The organism is Lysinibacillus sp. FSL K6-3209 (genome assembly GCF_037976175.1).
Lineage (GTDB): Bacteria > Bacillota > Bacilli > Bacillales_A > Planococcaceae > Lysinibacillus > Lysinibacillus sphaericus_D.
Genome location: NZ_CP150264.1, coordinates 2,752,415 through 2,768,075, shown reverse-complemented (window position 1 = coordinate 2,768,075; position 15,661 = coordinate 2,752,415). Strand labels below are relative to the sequence as shown.

Annotated in this window: 13 protein-coding genes; 12 read left to right on the top strand and 1 reads right to left on the bottom strand. The window is 40.0% G+C overall.

Annotated elements, in window-relative coordinates; all coding sequences use genetic code 11:
* The first annotated feature begins 105 nt into the window (after positions 1-105).
* The 4 genes from MHH88_RS13400 to MHH88_RS13385 all read left to right on the top strand — a co-directional run bounded on the left by MHH88_RS13400 (position 106) and on the right by MHH88_RS13385 (position 3,481).
* Positions 106-483, top strand: a complete 378-nt coding sequence (locus MHH88_RS13400; RefSeq protein WP_069513094.1) for a PH domain-containing protein — start codon at positions 106-108, stop codon at positions 481-483.
* Positions 484-566: 83 nt separating this feature from the next.
* Complete coding sequence (locus MHH88_RS13395; protein ID WP_339258673.1) at positions 567-767, top strand: hypothetical protein; 201 nt, start codon at positions 567-569, stop codon at positions 765-767.
* Between the two features lie 421 nt (positions 768-1,188).
* Complete coding sequence (locus tag MHH88_RS13390; protein WP_339258671.1) at positions 1,189-2,760, top strand: FapA family protein; 1,572 nt, start codon at positions 1,189-1,191, stop codon at positions 2,758-2,760.
* Positions 2,753-3,481 (top strand): glycerophosphodiester phosphodiesterase, encoded by a 729-nt coding sequence (locus tag MHH88_RS13385; protein WP_339258669.1) that lies wholly within the window; start codon positions 2,753-2,755, stop codon positions 3,479-3,481. Before MHH88_RS13390 ends, MHH88_RS13385 begins: the two co-directional genes overlap by 8 nt.
* Before the next feature lie 53 nt (positions 3,482-3,534).
* Here the strand turns inward: MHH88_RS13385 and MHH88_RS13380 are convergent, their stop codons facing one another.
* Positions 3,535-3,771, bottom strand: a complete 237-nt coding sequence (locus MHH88_RS13380) for a DUF2627 family protein (protein ID WP_010859733.1) — start codon at positions 3,769-3,771, stop codon at positions 3,535-3,537.
* A gap of 309 nt (positions 3,772-4,080) precedes the next feature.
* Here MHH88_RS13380 and MHH88_RS13375 point away from each other — a divergent pair, with 309 nt between their 5' ends.
* The 8 genes from MHH88_RS13375 (at position 4,081) to meaB (ending at position 15,561) form a co-directional block, all read left to right on the top strand.
* Entirely contained in the window at positions 4,081-5,175 is a 1,095-nt protein-coding gene (locus MHH88_RS13375) for a Glu/Leu/Phe/Val dehydrogenase (RefSeq protein WP_069513098.1), read from the top strand.
* A gap of 239 nt (positions 5,176-5,414) precedes the next feature.
* Positions 5,415-6,842: a dihydrolipoyl dehydrogenase gene (lpdA, locus tag MHH88_RS13370; RefSeq protein WP_339258666.1), complete on the top strand. Its 1,428-nt coding sequence runs from the start codon at positions 5,415-5,417 to the stop codon at positions 6,840-6,842.
* 127 nt (positions 6,843-6,969) lie between these two features.
* Positions 6,970-7,986 (top strand): thiamine pyrophosphate-dependent dehydrogenase E1 component subunit alpha, encoded by a 1,017-nt coding sequence (locus MHH88_RS13365; RefSeq protein ID WP_339258664.1) that lies wholly within the window; start codon positions 6,970-6,972, stop codon positions 7,984-7,986.
* On the top strand, positions 7,986-8,969 hold the full coding sequence (locus MHH88_RS13360; RefSeq protein ID WP_024361156.1) for an alpha-ketoacid dehydrogenase subunit beta: 984 nt from the start codon (positions 7,986-7,988) through the stop codon (positions 8,967-8,969). Before MHH88_RS13365 ends, MHH88_RS13360 begins: the two co-directional genes overlap by 1 nt.
* Positions 8,970-9,152: 183 nt before the next feature.
* Positions 9,153-10,490: a dihydrolipoamide acetyltransferase family protein gene (locus MHH88_RS13355; RefSeq protein ID WP_339258661.1), complete on the top strand. Its 1,338-nt coding sequence runs from the start codon at positions 9,153-9,155 to the stop codon at positions 10,488-10,490.
* Between the two features lie 120 nt (positions 10,491-10,610).
* A complete protein-coding gene (locus MHH88_RS13350) occupies positions 10,611-12,314 on the top strand; it encodes a methylmalonyl-CoA mutase family protein (protein WP_339258659.1) in 1,704 nt (567 codons plus the stop codon).
* Positions 12,311-14,464: a methylmalonyl-CoA mutase gene (scpA, locus tag MHH88_RS13345; RefSeq protein WP_069513103.1), complete on the top strand. Its 2,154-nt coding sequence runs from the start codon at positions 12,311-12,313 to the stop codon at positions 14,462-14,464. The genes MHH88_RS13350 and scpA overlap by 4 nt, the downstream gene beginning before the upstream one ends.
* Positions 14,464-15,561 (top strand): methylmalonyl Co-A mutase-associated GTPase MeaB, encoded by a 1,098-nt coding sequence (meaB, locus tag MHH88_RS13340; protein WP_069513104.1) that lies wholly within the window; start codon positions 14,464-14,466, stop codon positions 15,559-15,561. Before scpA ends, meaB begins: the two co-directional genes overlap by 1 nt.
* Positions 15,562-15,661: the final 100 nt, after the last annotated feature.

The following is a 15,661-nucleotide window of genomic DNA, read 5'->3' as shown; positions in this document are numbered from 1 at the left end:
ACTAATGATGGATTGTCTCCTATCATTAATAAAATAAGAATGGTATTATTGTTACAAAATGTAATATATACTATATAAAGCTTGAAAAATTGGAGGGAAATAAACATGGGGTTATTTGATGGAATAATGGGCAATGCAAGCGAAGTCAATCTAGATAAATTGCAAGAAGAGATGAAAGAGATATTAATACCGAATGAGACCATTCAAAATGCGTATAAAATTATTAGAGATACGTTTATTTTTACGAATAAGCGGTTAATTTTAATCGATAAACAAGGGGTAACGGGTAAGAAAACCGAATATCATTCAATTCCTTACAAAAATATTCTACATTTTTCAGTGGAAACGGCGGGTACATTTGATTTGGATGCAGAGCTAAAAATTTGGGTTTCAGGTAGCCAATTGCCGATACAGAAAAATTTTAATAAATCTACTAACATTTATAAAGTGCAAAGTGTTTTAGCAGAATATGTACTAGGTTAGTATTCTAAGGGCGGTTAACAGGTTTAGAGCTGTTAATCGTTTTTTTTGCCTTTATGGCTATAATAGGGACGGGGGGATTATAAATGAAAAGTGTTAATTTTCAACTTGACCATCATAACGCATTAGAAATAACACAAATCAATGATCAGTTATATGAGATGCGACTGAGCGTTAATGGAAGCATAAGTATTTTCTATTTAACGCGTGAACAATTATGCACGGATAGCAGAATTGAAGCATTTCAAGATAGATTAAGCAGTGACTTATTTACAGATAATAAATGACTAAAAGCCCAGAGTCTTTATGCTTGATGCTTAAGTAAGCATACAAATAAATAGTAAGTTAAAACGGTACTTTATGCAGTAATGTTCTACTTTAAGAATGTTTTTAGTAGACAAGACCTAATACAAAAAAACTAAAATAAGGATTTATGTGAATATAGCCATTTCTTTTTCAAAGCGTTCTTAAAAATAACCTAAAAATTTACTGGGTTTTTATGCAATAATAACATTTCCACTTTTGCAACGAAGGAAAACATGCTTTTTTATAGTATATATCGTCTATTTTTTAGAGGAAAAAGGTTTGTACTGTGTACAGAGCTTACTGATAAAGTAGGGGTATTTTCTTTATGAGTAGTGACAATTGTCTCTAAACAAATGTAAATAGATTGTATATACTTACATATAGAGGGAAGGAGGAGGTAGCGTGATTCTAGTTCGAAATGATAACTTCGAAATATCGGAAGAAAACGGAAAGGTATTTATGCTTACATACAGCGCTGGGTTTCCATTAAAAGATTTTGATGGCGTCTTACGTAGTCATCCACGACTAAAGTTATCTAATTTTTCTATATTAAAAACTGTACTAGCGACAGAAAGCACAAGTCCTGTTGAGATTGGACGCTGGCTTCCAAATGTTGAAGCTGAAATTGCTCGAGATAAAATGTCTGCCTCTATATTTATATATGAAACAGCTGATTATATTCAAAAGAATAAGGAAAAATTAACGGAACAAATTTTGGAAACATTAGCGGATCAAGGCATTATTTATGGCATTTTAGACTTTGATATTTCAAAGGTTGAACCTGGCAAAGCGTTTTTAATTGCGCAAGGAACGTCACCTGTGGCAGGTACAGATGCACAAATTACATATTTACCTAAACCTGAAAGAAAACCTGTCATTCGTGAAGATGGGAAAGCCGATTATTACGACATGAATTTTATTTCAGAAATTTCAGAAGGCTCTTGGCTCGGGGAAAAAATTCCTGCAACGATGGGCAAGCCTGGTCAAAATGTACTCGGTGAAATAATTGCGGCAGTACCTGGTCGTGATTTTCCTATTCGATATGACAAAAAATCCGCGTATGAAGTAGAAGAAGATGGTAAAATCGTCATTCGTTCGAAAATAGCGGGTGTGTTAGATGATGTCAAAGGTGCGATTGGTGTAAATCGCCATCTACCGATTCATGGAGATGTAGGCGTTGAGACGGGGAATTTAGAGTTTAATGGCTCTTTAAGCATTAAGGGAACCGTTACAACTGGCTATACTGTTATTGCAACCGGAGATATTTCCATTGAAGGTGCGGAAGGTGTAAGCGGCGCAAAGCTAATTAAATCAATCGAAGGTGATGTATACATTCGAGGCGGTATTTTTGGTTTGGGTTCAACACTCGTTGAAGCCGGTGGCAATATTTTTGTGAAGCATGTCAATGAAGCTATTTTAGTCGCAGATGATAGTATTCATATCGGTTTTTATTCACTTGGGTCACAACTTACTGCCCATTCCATTTTTGTTGATGAGCGCAGAGGGAAAATCATTGGTGGGCGTGCTGTTGCAAAAAATACCATTGTTACAGCCATTTCGGGAAACCGTTTAGAGCGGAGAACGGATCTAATCATTGAAAGTGTCAATAAACAGGAAAGTTATGCAATGATGCAAGATAAAGCAACGCAGTTAAAGCAATTGCAATCCGATATTTCAGCGCGTGAAGCGAAGATTACAAGTTTACTACCTCTGCTTAAGCAAATGTCTACGCAGCAAATTGCTGCCTTTGAAGAAACAAAGCAAAGCTTATCCAAGTTAAAAGCAGAAGCGGTGACGCTAGATCGTGAAATTAAGTTAATGATGGATGAGATGCGTCATGCTGGAAAAGAAGAAATTATTGTTACAAAGGAAGCCTATCCTGGTACGTATATTCAAATTGGCAAAAAGTCCTCGTTGTTAAATAAAATGACGAACGGAAAATTTTTACTGGAGTTTGGTGAGCTGAATGTATAATGAATCATTCATCCCTGTGTTTGCGCACCGCGGGGCGTCTGCTTATGCGCTAGAAAATAGTTTCAAAGCGTTTGAAAAAGCATTAGAGCTAGGTGCCAATGGGATTGAGTTAGATATTCAGCTATCAAAAGAAGGGATACCCGTTGTTTACCATGATCCGCAATTATCAAGATTAGTAGGCAGTAATAAGCTAGTGAATGAATGCACGATAGCGGAATTGCAGAGCTTTAAATTAGGGAAGCCGTGGAGAAGGTTTTTTTCATCGTATAGAATTCCGACATTTGAAGCGGTTTTAGCATGGGCAAATAATCACCAACTCCCACTGAATATTGAATTAAAATCGACCATTCTTGACAATCAAGATGCGCTCGTTCAACTGCTTCAAGGGCTTAAATTACCAGCAGGTAGCCATTTTTCATCGTTTCATTATGAGCTGTTAGAGGTTGTGAAACGTCATGCGCCACAGTATGAAACAGCGCTAATTGCGACAAAAAAATTAAAATGGGATTTGTTGAGTGATTATAAGGCAATTGATTGTGTTCATATGCATAAAAAGTATTATAAACCCCGCTATTTAGAGGCATGCGTAGCTAGTGCTAAGACATGTCGCTTTTATGCGATTGATGGCAGTGAAAAGTTTTTGACGAATCCACATACATCCGTAGTAGGGTGGATTACTGATTTTCCGGATAAAGTTATCCATGTACAGCTACGTCAATAAAAATAGCTATCCAGTAAGTCACAAAGTTCTGTGGCCTATTTGGATAGCTATTTTTATTTTTTTTGGAAGCGCGGAGCCACTTTTCCTTTTTTTCGATCGCGGTGTAATAAAAAGCCTGCGAAAAAGCCAAAGCCGACAACAAAGAAAATGATGCCAACAACAAATTGCAGCCATAAAAATGGGAAAGGTGAGATGAGCTTACCGAATAATGTATCACGCATAAATTTAATGCCACCTGCGGCCATTAGACCTGGAATTAGCATGACAATAAACGCAGCAAAACGAGCCATACATGTCCCTCCTCATACCTAACTTTAATTGTACCTGTGGATAATGGAATGTCAAGAAAGCCTATGAATCTAAGGCGTCTCGTAAAAGCGCAGGAAGAAGCTCAAAATCTAGCAATCGTAACTGAATTTTTAGAAAATTCTTACTTAGTAGGAAAAGTGTAATAATAGTTGCGAAATTGTGAATTTGTCAGTATTGTAAAATTAAATGGAGCGATATTATCCATTGCAAAACAGTTTTATCATTTTTTTAAAATTTGATTGGGATGGGCATTAGGGGTTGCACTTTCCAAAGCAAAGGGGCGAGTTTTCATGGAAATCTTCAAGTATATGGAAAAGTATGATTATGAACAATTGGTATTTTGCCAAGACAAAGCATCTGGGTTAAAAGCGATTATCGCTATCCATGACACAACACTTGGGCCAGCATTAGGTGGTGCTCGTATGTGGACCTACGCGACAGAAGAAAATGCGATTGAGGATGCATTACGATTAGCACGTGGGATGACATATAAAAATGCAGCTGCTGGTTTAAACCTTGGCGGTGGAAAAACGGTCATTATTGGGGACCCATTTAAAGATAAAAACGAAGAAATGTTCCGTGCTTTAGGTCGTTTCATTCAAGGGCTAAACGGTCGCTATATTACAGCTGAGGATGTTGGTACAACCGTAACAGATATGGATTTAATCCACGAGGAAACAAATTATGTTACTGGTATTTCACCAGCGTTTGGTTCATCGGGTAATCCTTCACCAGTAACTGCTTATGGCGTTTATCGTGGCATGAAAGCAGCGGCGAAAGAAGCATTTGGTTCGGATATGCTAGAAGGGCGTACTATATCGGTACAAGGGCTAGGAAACGTTGCTTACAAGCTTTGCGAGTATTTACATAATGAAGGTGCAAAACTTGTAGTAACAGATATTAACCAAGCGGCTATTGATCGTGTTGTCAATGATTTTGGCGCTACAGCAGTTGCACCTGATGAAATCTATTCACAAGAAGTTGATATTTTCTCACCGTGTGCACTTGGCGCTATTTTAAATGACGAAACGATTCCGCAATTAAAAGCAAAAGTAATCGCGGGTTCTGCTAATAACCAACTACAAGATTCACGACATGGAGATTATTTACACGAGCTAGGCATTGTTTATGCACCTGACTATGTTATTAATGCAGGTGGTGTAATCAATGTCGCAGACGAATTATATGGCTATAATCGTGAACGTGCGATGAAACGTGTAGATGGTATTTACGATAGTATTGAAAAGATCTTTGAAATTTCCAAACGTGATAGTATTCCAACATATGTTGCGGCAAATCGTTTGGCGGAAGAACGTATTGCTCGCGTAGCGAAATCGCGTAGTCAGTTCTTAAAAAATGAAAAGAATATTTTGAACGGTCGTTAACAACGTCTATTCGCTAAAGAGAAGTCGCATTGTCGACTTCTTCTGTTTAAATAGTAGTAAATAAATGTCTAGGCTAATAGATTCGTCATTACAATAAATGACGTACACCTTTCGTTGCAATGTCTTTCAGATAGAGATTGTTACCTGTGGCGATACAGCGCTTTTCCTCGATGGATTGCACTATGACGCCAGTTAGGAGAGAGAGGCTTTAGCACTTTTCTCATAAGGAGGAATAACATATGGCTCAAAATTATGATGTTGTTATTTTAGGGGGAGGGACAGGTGGCTACGTCGCAGCTATTCGTGCGGCACAATTAGGCTTAAAAACAGCTATTGTGGAACGTGAACGACTTGGTGGTACTTGTCTACATAAAGGCTGTATTCCGAGTAAAGCATTACTTCGAAGTGCTGAAGTATATCGTATGGCCAATAAAACTGCCAGTGAATTTGGTGTAGAGATTACAGGTGTTACCTTGCAATTCAATAAGGTGCAAGCGCGCAAACAAGCAATAGTAGAGCAATTAAGCCAAGGTGTGAATACACTGATGAAAAAAGGCAAAATTGATGTTTATGAAGGAACAGGTCGAATTTTAGGCCCATCTATTTTCTCACCAATGCCAGGTACTATATCAGTAGAGATGCGCAATGGCGAGGAAAATGAAATGCTTGTTCCAACCAATGTTGTGATTGCAACAGGATCGAAGCCACGAGGAATGGCAGGATTAACGGTTGATGGGAAGTACGTCATGAATTCAGACCATGCATTGCAAATGGAAGCATTACCGACTTCATTATTGATTGTTGGTGGTGGTGTAATCGGCATCGAGTGGGCATCTATGCTTTGTGATTTTGGAGTAGCTGTAACTGTAATTGAATACGGTCCTACGATTTTACCAGCCGAGGATGCGGATATTGTAAAAGAAGTGACAAAGCAGCTTGAAAATCGTGGTGTGCGCATTGTGACGAATGCTCGGTTAAATACAGATAGCTTTAAAATAGAAAATGATAACGTTTACATTTCGGCGAAGCTTCAGGATAATGAGGAGCGATTTGAAGCACAGAAATTATTGCTTTGTGTTGGACGTGAAGCAAACATACATGGCATTGGTTTAGAAAATACCGATATTGAAATCGACAACGGCTTTATTCAAGTACGCGATTCTTATCAAACAAAGGAATCACATATGTATGCCATTGGAGATGTGATCGGTGGTTTACAATTGGCGCATGTTGCCTCACATGAAGGTTTGTCCGCTATTGAACACATTGCGACAGGAAAAGTAGCGCCGTTAGATGTTTTGCAAGTACCAAAATGTGTCTATTCCTTCCCAGAAGTGGCTAGTATCGGTTTGACGGAAAGTGCTGCTCGCGAAAATGGGCATGTATTAAAAATTGGTAAATTTCCTTTTAAAGCAATAGGTAAGGCACTTGTTAATGGAGAATCAGATGGTTTTGTTAAAATAATAGCCGATGAAAAAACGGACGATATTTTGGGTATTCATATGGTAGGGCCGCATGTAACAGATTTAATAGGAGAAGCTTCATTAGCGAAATTATTAGATGCAACTCCTTGGGAAATTAGTCAAGCAATCCATCCACATCCATCATTAAATGAAGTATTAGTGGAATCAGCTTTAGCTGTCGATAAGCGAGCTATTCATTTTTAATGCGTCTACAGACATTACGCCGAGTTGCAACTGATAAAAAGACCGACATAAATTGAGATACTAAAGGGGCTTGTGCAAAAAAAAACAGGCACTTTAGCACGTTTTCTAATGTGAAAGGGGTGTTCATATGCAAGACGTTCAACTGAAACATGAAGATTTAGGGTTAACAAATGAAGATGTCCTTGCTATGTTCGAAACGATGTTAATGGCAAGAAGATTAGATGAGCGCATGTGGTTATTAAACCGTTCAGGTAAAATTCCATTTGTAATTTCTTGTCAGGGACAGGAGGCTGCACAAGTGGGAGCAGCATTTGCGCTAGATAAAAATAAAGATTATATTGCACCGTATTATCGAGATATGGGCGTAGTCTTACATTTTGGTATGACGCCAAAAGAGCTGATGTTATCAGCATTTGCAAAGGCTGAAGATCCAAACTCTGGCGGCCGCCAAATGCCTGGACATTTTGGGCAAAAGAAAAACCGCATTTTGACTGGTTCTTCACCAGTAACAACACAAGTTCCGCATGCTGTTGGTGTGGCGCTTGCGGGACGCTTGCAAAAGGAGGATTTCATCGCCTTTGTTACGTTAGGAGAAGGTTCTTCCAACCAAGGTGATTTCCATGAAGGAGCGAATTTTGCCGGTGTGCATAAGCTACCCGTAATTATAATGGTAGAAAACAATCAATATGCTATTTCAGTACCAGTGGAACGCCAGTTAGGTTGTGCAAAAGTATCCGATCGTGGTATTGGCTATGGCATGCCAGGCGTAACGGTAGACGGCAAATGTCCACTGCAAGTTTATAAGGTTGTCAGAGAGGCGGCAGAACGCGCTCGTAGCGGTGAAGGTCCAAGTTTAATAGAAACGGTGACATTCCGTTTAACTGCACACTCTTCGGATGATGATGATCGTCAATATCGTACAGCTGAAGATATCGCGGAAGGGAAAGCAAAGGATCCGATTGTATTGTTTGAAAAGTATTTACAAGATGCTGGCATTATGACGGAATCTCTTCGTACTGAAATAGAAGAGCGTGTGATGGCCGAAGTAAATGAAGCGACGGACTATGCAGAAGCAGCTCCATATGCTAAACCAGAGGATGCCTTGAAGTACGTATATGCACCAGTGGACGGAGGTGACGTGTAATGGCAGTAATGTCTTATATTGATGCGATTACATTAGCGATGAAGGAAGAAATGGAACGAGATGAACGAGTTTTCATTTTAGGAGAGGACGTTGGTCGTAAAGGTGGCGTTTTTAAAGCAACTACGGGTCTTTATGAGCAGTTTGGGGAGTATCGTGTGTTAGATACACCGCTTGCGGAAAGTGCCATTGCAGGAGTCGGTATTGGCGCGGCAATGTACGGCATGCGCCCAATTGCTGAAATGCAGTTTGCAGACTTTATTATGCCTGCTGTGAACCAAATTGTATCGGAAGCTGCGAAAATCCGTTATCGCTCCAATAATGACTGGACTTGTCCGATTGTAGTCCGTGCTCCTTTTGGTGGTGGGATTCACGGAGCGCTTTACCATTCACAATCGGTAGAAGCACTTTTTGCTGGAACACCCGGTTTGAAAATTGTTATTCCTTCCACTCCGTATGATGCGAAAGGCTTGTTAAAGGCAGCAATTCGTGATGAAGATCCGGTATTATTCTTTGAACATAAGCGTGCGTATCGCCTAATCAAAGGGGAAGTCCCATTAGACGATTATACATTACCAATCGGCAAGGCAGATGTGAAGCGAGAAGGGGAAGACGTTACGGTCATTACGTACGGTCTAGCCGTTCATTTCGCTTTACAGGCAGCCGAGCGTTTAGCGGCAGATGGCATCTCTGTCCATATTTTAGATTTACGTACAGTGTATCCGTTAGATAAAGAAGCCATTATTGAAGCGGCAAGTAAAACAGGAAAAGTATTGCTTGTGACAGAAGATAACAAGGAAGGCAGTATTATAAGTGAGGTTGCTGCCATTATTGCAGAACATTGCTTATTTGACCTTGATGCGCCTATTCAACGTTTAGCTGGACCAGATGTACCTGCGATGCCATATGCACCTACGATGGAAAAGTTTTTCATGATAAATCCTGAAAAAGTAGAGCGGGCATTGAGAGATTTAGCTGCATTCTAAAAATCTCCTATCAGGAGATGCATATCTAATTAGTAGTCTCTTTTGAGTAGGCTCAAAGGCTTGCGAAATATAAGTTGAAGCTTCTCAACTAGTTGTCTCGAATTTTGCAATGGCATGCTGTAAATGGACAATTCAAAATTCGGGTTGACTAGATGGAGGCGTAATTGATGGGAGGAAAAGATAATGGCGATTCAAAGCATTACGATGCCACAGCTCGGTGAAAGCGTAACAGAAGGTACAATCGAAAAATGGCTCGTACAACCAGGTGATACAGTAAAAAAATATGATCCATTAGCAGAAGTTGTGACGGATAAAGTAAATGCAGAAATCCCATCCTCTTTTGAAGGGGTCATTACAGAATTACTTGCAGAAGAAGGGCAAACGTTACCAGTTGGAGCAGTGGTTTGTTCCATTGAAATCGCAGGTGACGGTGAAGTGCCAGCGTCTTTGCCTGCGAAAAAGTCGACAGTAAGTGCGGCAATATTAAATGCAGGGATTCAGAAAAAACAAGAGTCTCCGAAGGAAGTTACTGCACCTATTGCATCAGCAAATTCAGTGAGACAGCAAAAAAACCGCTATTCGCCTGCTGTACTTAGACTGGCGCAAGAACATGATATTCCACTTGAGCAAGTTGTTGGTACAGGAGAGGGTGGCCGTATTACACGAAAAGATCTACAACAACTCATTGACGCAGGAAATATACCAACGCCAAAAGATGTAACACCTTCTGAGCCAGTTGCAACAACGGCTAGTAGCCAACCTGTTGCCGCTATCGAAACACCAACAAAACCAATCGCATCCTCGCCAGTGTTGCAAACAGGCGACATTGAAATTCCAGTAACGAATGTGCGCCGTGCCATTGCGAATAATATGGTACGTAGTGCTCAAGAAGTCCCACATGCTTGGATGATGATGGAAGTTGATGTAACGGATTTAGTGGCTTATCGGGATAGTATAAAGATGGACTTTAAGCAAAAGGAAGGTTTTAATATTACCTACTTTGCGTTCTTTGTAAAGGCCGTTGCACAAGCTTTAAAAGAGTTCCCAATGATGAACGCTATGTGGGCGGGTGATAAAATTATCCAAAAACATGACATAAATATTTCCATTGCGGTAGCAACAGACGATGCACTTTTTGTCCCTGTTATAAAACACGCTGATGAAAAGTCCATTAAAGGGATTGCTAAAGAAATTCACGAGCTTGCCCAAAAAGTACGCACGGGGAAACTGACAATGGACAATATGCAAGGTGGTACTTTTACAGTTAATAATACGGGTGCTTTCGGTTCTGTGCAGTCGATGGGCATTATTAATTATCCGCAAGCTGCCATCCTGCAAGTGGAAAGTATTGTAAAAAAACCAGTTGTTTTACCTGGTGGAATGTTTGCGGCACGCGATATCGTAAATTTATGTCTATCTTTAGATCATCGCGTATTAGATGGATTAGTTTGTGGTAAATTCCTAAATAGAGTAAAAGAAATACTCGAAAATACAAATAAATCTTCGACGTCAGTCTACTGATGACTTGTCGGAAACCTGTTGTATAACGGTTTCCGATTTTTTTTTGCTTTTCGAGTCGCAATTTGTCATGTAGAATAACAAATAGAAACTACTAAGGGGGGAAGCTGATTAAGCGTCCGCATGTCAAACAACATGAAAAATATTGAATTTGAAAAGCCGTCCTATTCAGAATGGCAAGATGCAGCAATCAAAGCTTTAAAAGGGAAACCATTCGAGTCTCTTTTAACGAAAACAAGTGAGGGTGTTACTTTAGAACCACTTTACACACAAGAAAGTTTAGTAGCAAAACTTGGAGATGAACTTGATAAACAAGTTGCCACAATCCGTTCCCTACAAAATAGTCAAGTATTTCGTGTGGCACAGCAAGTTTATGCAGAAACAAGTGAAGCATTTTTCGCTCAACTTGATGATAGTTTAGCTCGTGGTAATGAGATTGTGACAATTGATAGCCGTGTTAACTTTGAATGGTCTGAAGAAATATTGGCACAACTAGCTCCTTATTTCTCTGAATATTCGTTTAAAATAACGGTAAAAGACGAGAATGACCCATTGTTAGCAGTATTCGACAACATCACAAATGAACAGCGTGAAACTGTGAATGGGTATATTGTAGCTAAAAGCCCTATCAAGCTTGAAGGATTGCCAAATGTACGAACTATTAGTGCAAACACAGTAACTTACCATAATGAAGGCGCTAATGCCGTACAAGAATTAGGTTATGCACTTGCTATTGCAGCAAAATATGCAGAGCAAGAAGAAAACTTTGAAGCTTTTGCACAAAAATTTTATGTTTCATTTGCGATTGATACACAATTCTTCACAGAAATTGCGAAGTTACGTGCATTTAAAGTACTTTGGAAAGCGTTCTCATCCGCATATGGTGTGGAAGGGAATGTAAAAATTCCAACGCTTGCGGAAACTTCTCTACGAAGCTTCTCGAAATTGGATGTTTACGTAAATTTACTACGTGCAGCAAATGAAGCGCTTTCTGGATTAATTGGCGGTGCGGATGTCTTTACAGTTCACCCACATGATGCATTAACGAAGCCTACAGAACAATCTGTTCGTATTGCTCGAAATGTATCTTTAGTGTTAAAAGAAGAAACAAATGTCTTAAAAATAACAGATCCTGCCGGTGGTTCATACTTCATTGAATCATTAACAGCGGATTTCGTAAAAGAAGCTTGGGCATTATTCTTAGAAATTGAAGCTGCTGGTGGTATGGACGCGTATGCGGCATCTGGTAAATTAGCAGAAGCATTAGAAGTATCTTACCAAGCGCGAATTAAAGCAGCACAAACACGCAAACAATCGGTTATCGGTACGAATATTTATGCAAATCCAGCAGATGTACTTGAAAGTGAAACGAACCCATTATTTGCAGATGTTAAGCGCATTTCGATTCCGTTTGAGCAATTGCGTGCACAAATGACTGCTGCCAATGTGAAAACAGGAATTCTAGCATTAGGTTCACTAAAAAGTTCAAAACCTCGTGCAGACTTTGTATCTGGTTTCTTAAACACTGTTGGTCTAGTACCAGAAAAAAGCGAACCAGTAGCAACAGTTGAGGAAGCGCTCGCTTGGCTAAATACAACTGAAGCAAAATATGTTGTTATTGCAGGCAATGACGATACTACAAAAGAATTAGTACCAGCAATTTTAGCTAAAAAACCAGCAAACGTAATTGTAGATGTTGCAGGTAAATTTAAAGACGAAGAAGAAGCTTGGTTAGCAAATGGCTTAAACGGCTTTATTTTCGCAGGACAGAACATCATTGAAAAATTAAATTCAGTGTTCGCTAGCATGAAGGAGGTCCAACGATGAGCAAGCCTAATTTTAGTGCAATTGAAATCGAAAACGTATTATCAACTGAAGCTCCTGCGGCGTCAGATGAAAAATTCATGACAAATGAAGGTATTGAAATTAAAGATATTTATACAAAAGATGACATTAAAGATGTGAAACATTTACATGATGTAGCTGGTATAGCACCGAATACACGTGGACCATACCCTACTATGTATGTTGCGCGTCCTTGGACAGTTCGTCAGTATGCAGGTTTCTCTACGGCTGAAGAATCAAATGCCTTTTATAAACGTAACCTTGCAATGGGTCAAAAAGGGCTTTCAGTTGCCTTTGACTTAGCAACGCACCGTGGTTATGATTCAGACCACCCACGCGTTACAGGTGATGTTGGTAAAGCTGGGGTTGCCATTGACTCTGTCGAAGATATGAAAATTTTATTTGATCAAATTCCGTTAGACCAAATGTCTGTATCTATGACGATGAATGGTGCTGTACTGCCAGTACTTGCCTTCTACATCGTTGCTGCTGAAGAGCAAGGGGTAACACCAGACCAGCTAGCTGGAACAATTCAAAATGATATTTTAAAAGAATACATGGTGCGTAACACATATATTTATCCACCTGCAATGTCGATGAAAATTATTGCGGACATTTTTGAATATACTGCGAAATTCATGCCGAAATTTAACTCTATTTCTATTTCGGGCTACCATATTCAAGAAGCAGGTGCTACAAATGATATTGAACTTGCCTACACGCTAGCCGACGGACTTGAGTATGTTCGTACAGGGTTAAAAGCGGGTATTGATATCGATGCCTTTGCACCACGTTTATCATTCTTCTGGGCGATTGGTATGAACTATTACATGGAAGTGGCAAAAATGCGTGCTGCACGCCGTATTTGGGCGCAAATGATGTCTACGTTCAATCCAAAAAATCCAAAGACATTGGCATTACGTACACACTCACAAACTTCTGGATGGTCTTTAACAGAGCAAGATCCATTCAATAACGTAACGCGTACATTAATCGAAGCCAATGCTTCATCAATGGGGCATACGCAATCACTTCATACGAACGCACTTGACGAAGCAATTGCTTTACCAACAGATTTCTCTGCACGTATTGCACGTAATACGCAGTTATTCTTACAAGAAGAAACAGCCATGACAAAAGTGATTGATCCATGGGGTGGTTCATATTATGTTGAAAAACTAACAGATGAAATCACTGAATCTGCTTGGGCGTTAATCGAAGAAATTGAAGAACTTGGTGGTATGGCAAAAGCGATTGAAACAGGTCTTCCTAAGATGAAGGTTGAAGAAGCTGCGGCGAAACGTCAGGCGAAAATTGACTCGAAATCAGAAACAATCGTTGGTGTGAACAAATATCGTCTGGACAAAGAAGAGCCAATCGACATTCTTGATATCGACAATACACTAGTACGTCAAAAGCAAATTGAGCGTTTAGATGCTATGAAAGCAGCTCGTGATGAGGCAGAAGTACAAAAACATCTTGCACGCTTAACGAAAGCTGCACAAGATGGTGAGGAAAACTTACTTGCAGTAGCGGTAGATGCAGCGCGTGCTCGTGCATCACTGGGAGAAATTTCTGATGCAATCGAGGTTGTATCTGGTCGTCATAAAGCCATCATCCGTTCCATTTCAGGCGTTTATTCTGCTAACTTCTCTGACGAAGAACAAATTACTGAAGTGAAAAATATGACAGATGAGTTCCTTGAAAATGAAGGTCGTCGCCCACGTATTTTAGTTGCGAAAATGGGACAAGACGGACATGACCGAGGTGCCAAAGTCATTGCAACTGGCTATGCTGACTTAGGGTTTGACGTAGATATTTCACCACTATTTATGACACCTGAAGAAACTGCGCAAATGGCTGTTGAAAATGACGTACATTGTATCGGCGTATCGTCATTAGCAGCAGGTCACAAAACTTTAGTACCTGCATTGGTTGCTGAACTGAAAAAACTTGGTCGTGAAGATATTATCATTATCGTTGGTGGCGTTATTCCAGCACAAGATTATGAATTCCTTTATGAAGCAGGTGCTGTGGCGATCTTTGGTCCTGGTACAGTAATACCTGTATCTGCCATTAAAATTATTGAGGAAATCTATAAACGTTTAGGTTACGAGGAAGTGTCTAAATAATGGACAAAAACAAAGGGATGCAGGAAAGTGCTCTATTTGTCATGGGTGGCGTGGAGGCATCTCACGATGGTATGCAGTATGGTGTACCGAAAAAATTCCGAAAGAAAAAGGCGGACAACCTTAATATACAGGGGCTTGCACGAGATGTACGTGCAGGCTCCCGTGTACAGTTGTCAAAAGCCATTACGCTCATTGAAAGTTCGAATAGTACCCATAAAGCACAGGCTCAGGAGTTATTACAGGAACTTTTACCGCATACAGGCAACAGTGTTCGTATAGGGATTACGGGAGTACCAGGGGCTGGTAAAAGCTCTTTCATTGAAGCTTTCGGAACGATGTTATGTGAGATGGGTAAAAAAGTAGCGGTCCTTGCAATAGACCCGAGTTCTTCATTATCAGGGGGCAGTATTTTAGGCGATAAAACGCGCATGGAAGAACTGGTGAAAAAGCCGAATGCATTCGTTCGTCCATCACCGTCTGCTGGTACCCTAGGGGGTGTCCATAAGAAGACGCGCGAAACGATGCTTTTATGTGAAGCAGCGGGCTACGATGTCATTTTAATTGAGACCGTTGGTGTTGGGCAGAGTGAAACATACGTCCGCGGTATGGTCGATTTCTTCCTGTTGCTCGTGTTAACAGGTGCAGGGGATGAGCTTCAAGGTATGAAAAAGGGCATTATGGAATTGGCGGATGCAATTGTTGTGCATAAAGCGGATGGTGACAATGTTCGACTAGCGAAAAAAACCGTTTCCGAGTACAAGCAAATATTGCATTTCCTTCAACCTGCAACACCAGGTTGGATGTCTACTGCCATGCCAGTTAGTTCGTGGGAGAAAAAGGGACTCGATAAAGTGTGGGATACAATCGGTGAATTTAGGCAAACGGTAGAAGCAAATAACTATTGGTCTATCCGACGTCAAAAACAAACGAGAGATTGGTTCCAATCTATGATTACGGATCATTTAATTGATGCGTTTTACGGAGACCCAAATCGCAAGGAACAAGTGCAGTTACTAGAGCGCCAAATCCTCAATGGGCAATTAACAGTAACGCAAGGTGTAGATCGTTTATTTAGCGATGAGCAATCACAGAAATAATGTACGCTTTTATATGAGCATGTAGGTGCACAAAAGCATCACTTACTGCTATGATAGGAGATGTATGAGCGCTTTCAACCAAAAGTTATACAAAGCAAAT

Bases quoted from the DNA above. Each gene is read 5' to 3' on its own strand.
- MHH88_RS13375 (WP_069513098.1), top strand. From the start codon at position 4,081: ATGGAAATCTTCAAGTATATGGAAAAGTATGATTATGAACAATTGGTA.
- MHH88_RS13355 (WP_339258661.1), top strand. From the start codon at position 9,153: ATGGCGATTCAAAGCATTACGATGCCACAGCTCGGTGAAAGCGTAACA.
- MHH88_RS13350 (WP_339258659.1), top strand. From the start codon at position 10,611: ATGTCAAACAACATGAAAAATATTGAATTTGAAAAGCCGTCCTATTCA.
- MHH88_RS13385 (WP_339258669.1), top strand. From the start codon at position 2,753: ATGTATAATGAATCATTCATCCCTGTGTTTGCGCACCGCGGGGCGTCT.
- lpdA (WP_339258666.1), top strand. From the start codon at position 5,415: ATGGCTCAAAATTATGATGTTGTTATTTTAGGGGGAGGGACAGGTGGC.
- MHH88_RS13400 (WP_069513094.1), top strand. From the start codon at position 106: ATGGGGTTATTTGATGGAATAATGGGCAATGCAAGCGAAGTCAATCTA.
- scpA (WP_069513103.1), top strand. From the start codon at position 12,311: ATGAGCAAGCCTAATTTTAGTGCAATTGAAATCGAAAACGTATTATCA.
- MHH88_RS13360 (WP_024361156.1), top strand. From the start codon at position 7,986: ATGGCAGTAATGTCTTATATTGATGCGATTACATTAGCGATGAAGGAA.
- MHH88_RS13395 (WP_339258673.1), top strand. From the start codon at position 567: ATGAAAAGTGTTAATTTTCAACTTGACCATCATAACGCATTAGAAATA.
- meaB (WP_069513104.1), top strand. From the start codon at position 14,464: ATGGACAAAAACAAAGGGATGCAGGAAAGTGCTCTATTTGTCATGGGT.
- MHH88_RS13380 (WP_010859733.1), bottom strand. From the start codon at position 3,771: ATGGCTCGTTTTGCTGCGTTTATTGTCATGCTAATTCCAGGTCTAATG.
- MHH88_RS13365 (WP_339258664.1), top strand. From the start codon at position 6,970: ATGCAAGACGTTCAACTGAAACATGAAGATTTAGGGTTAACAAATGAA.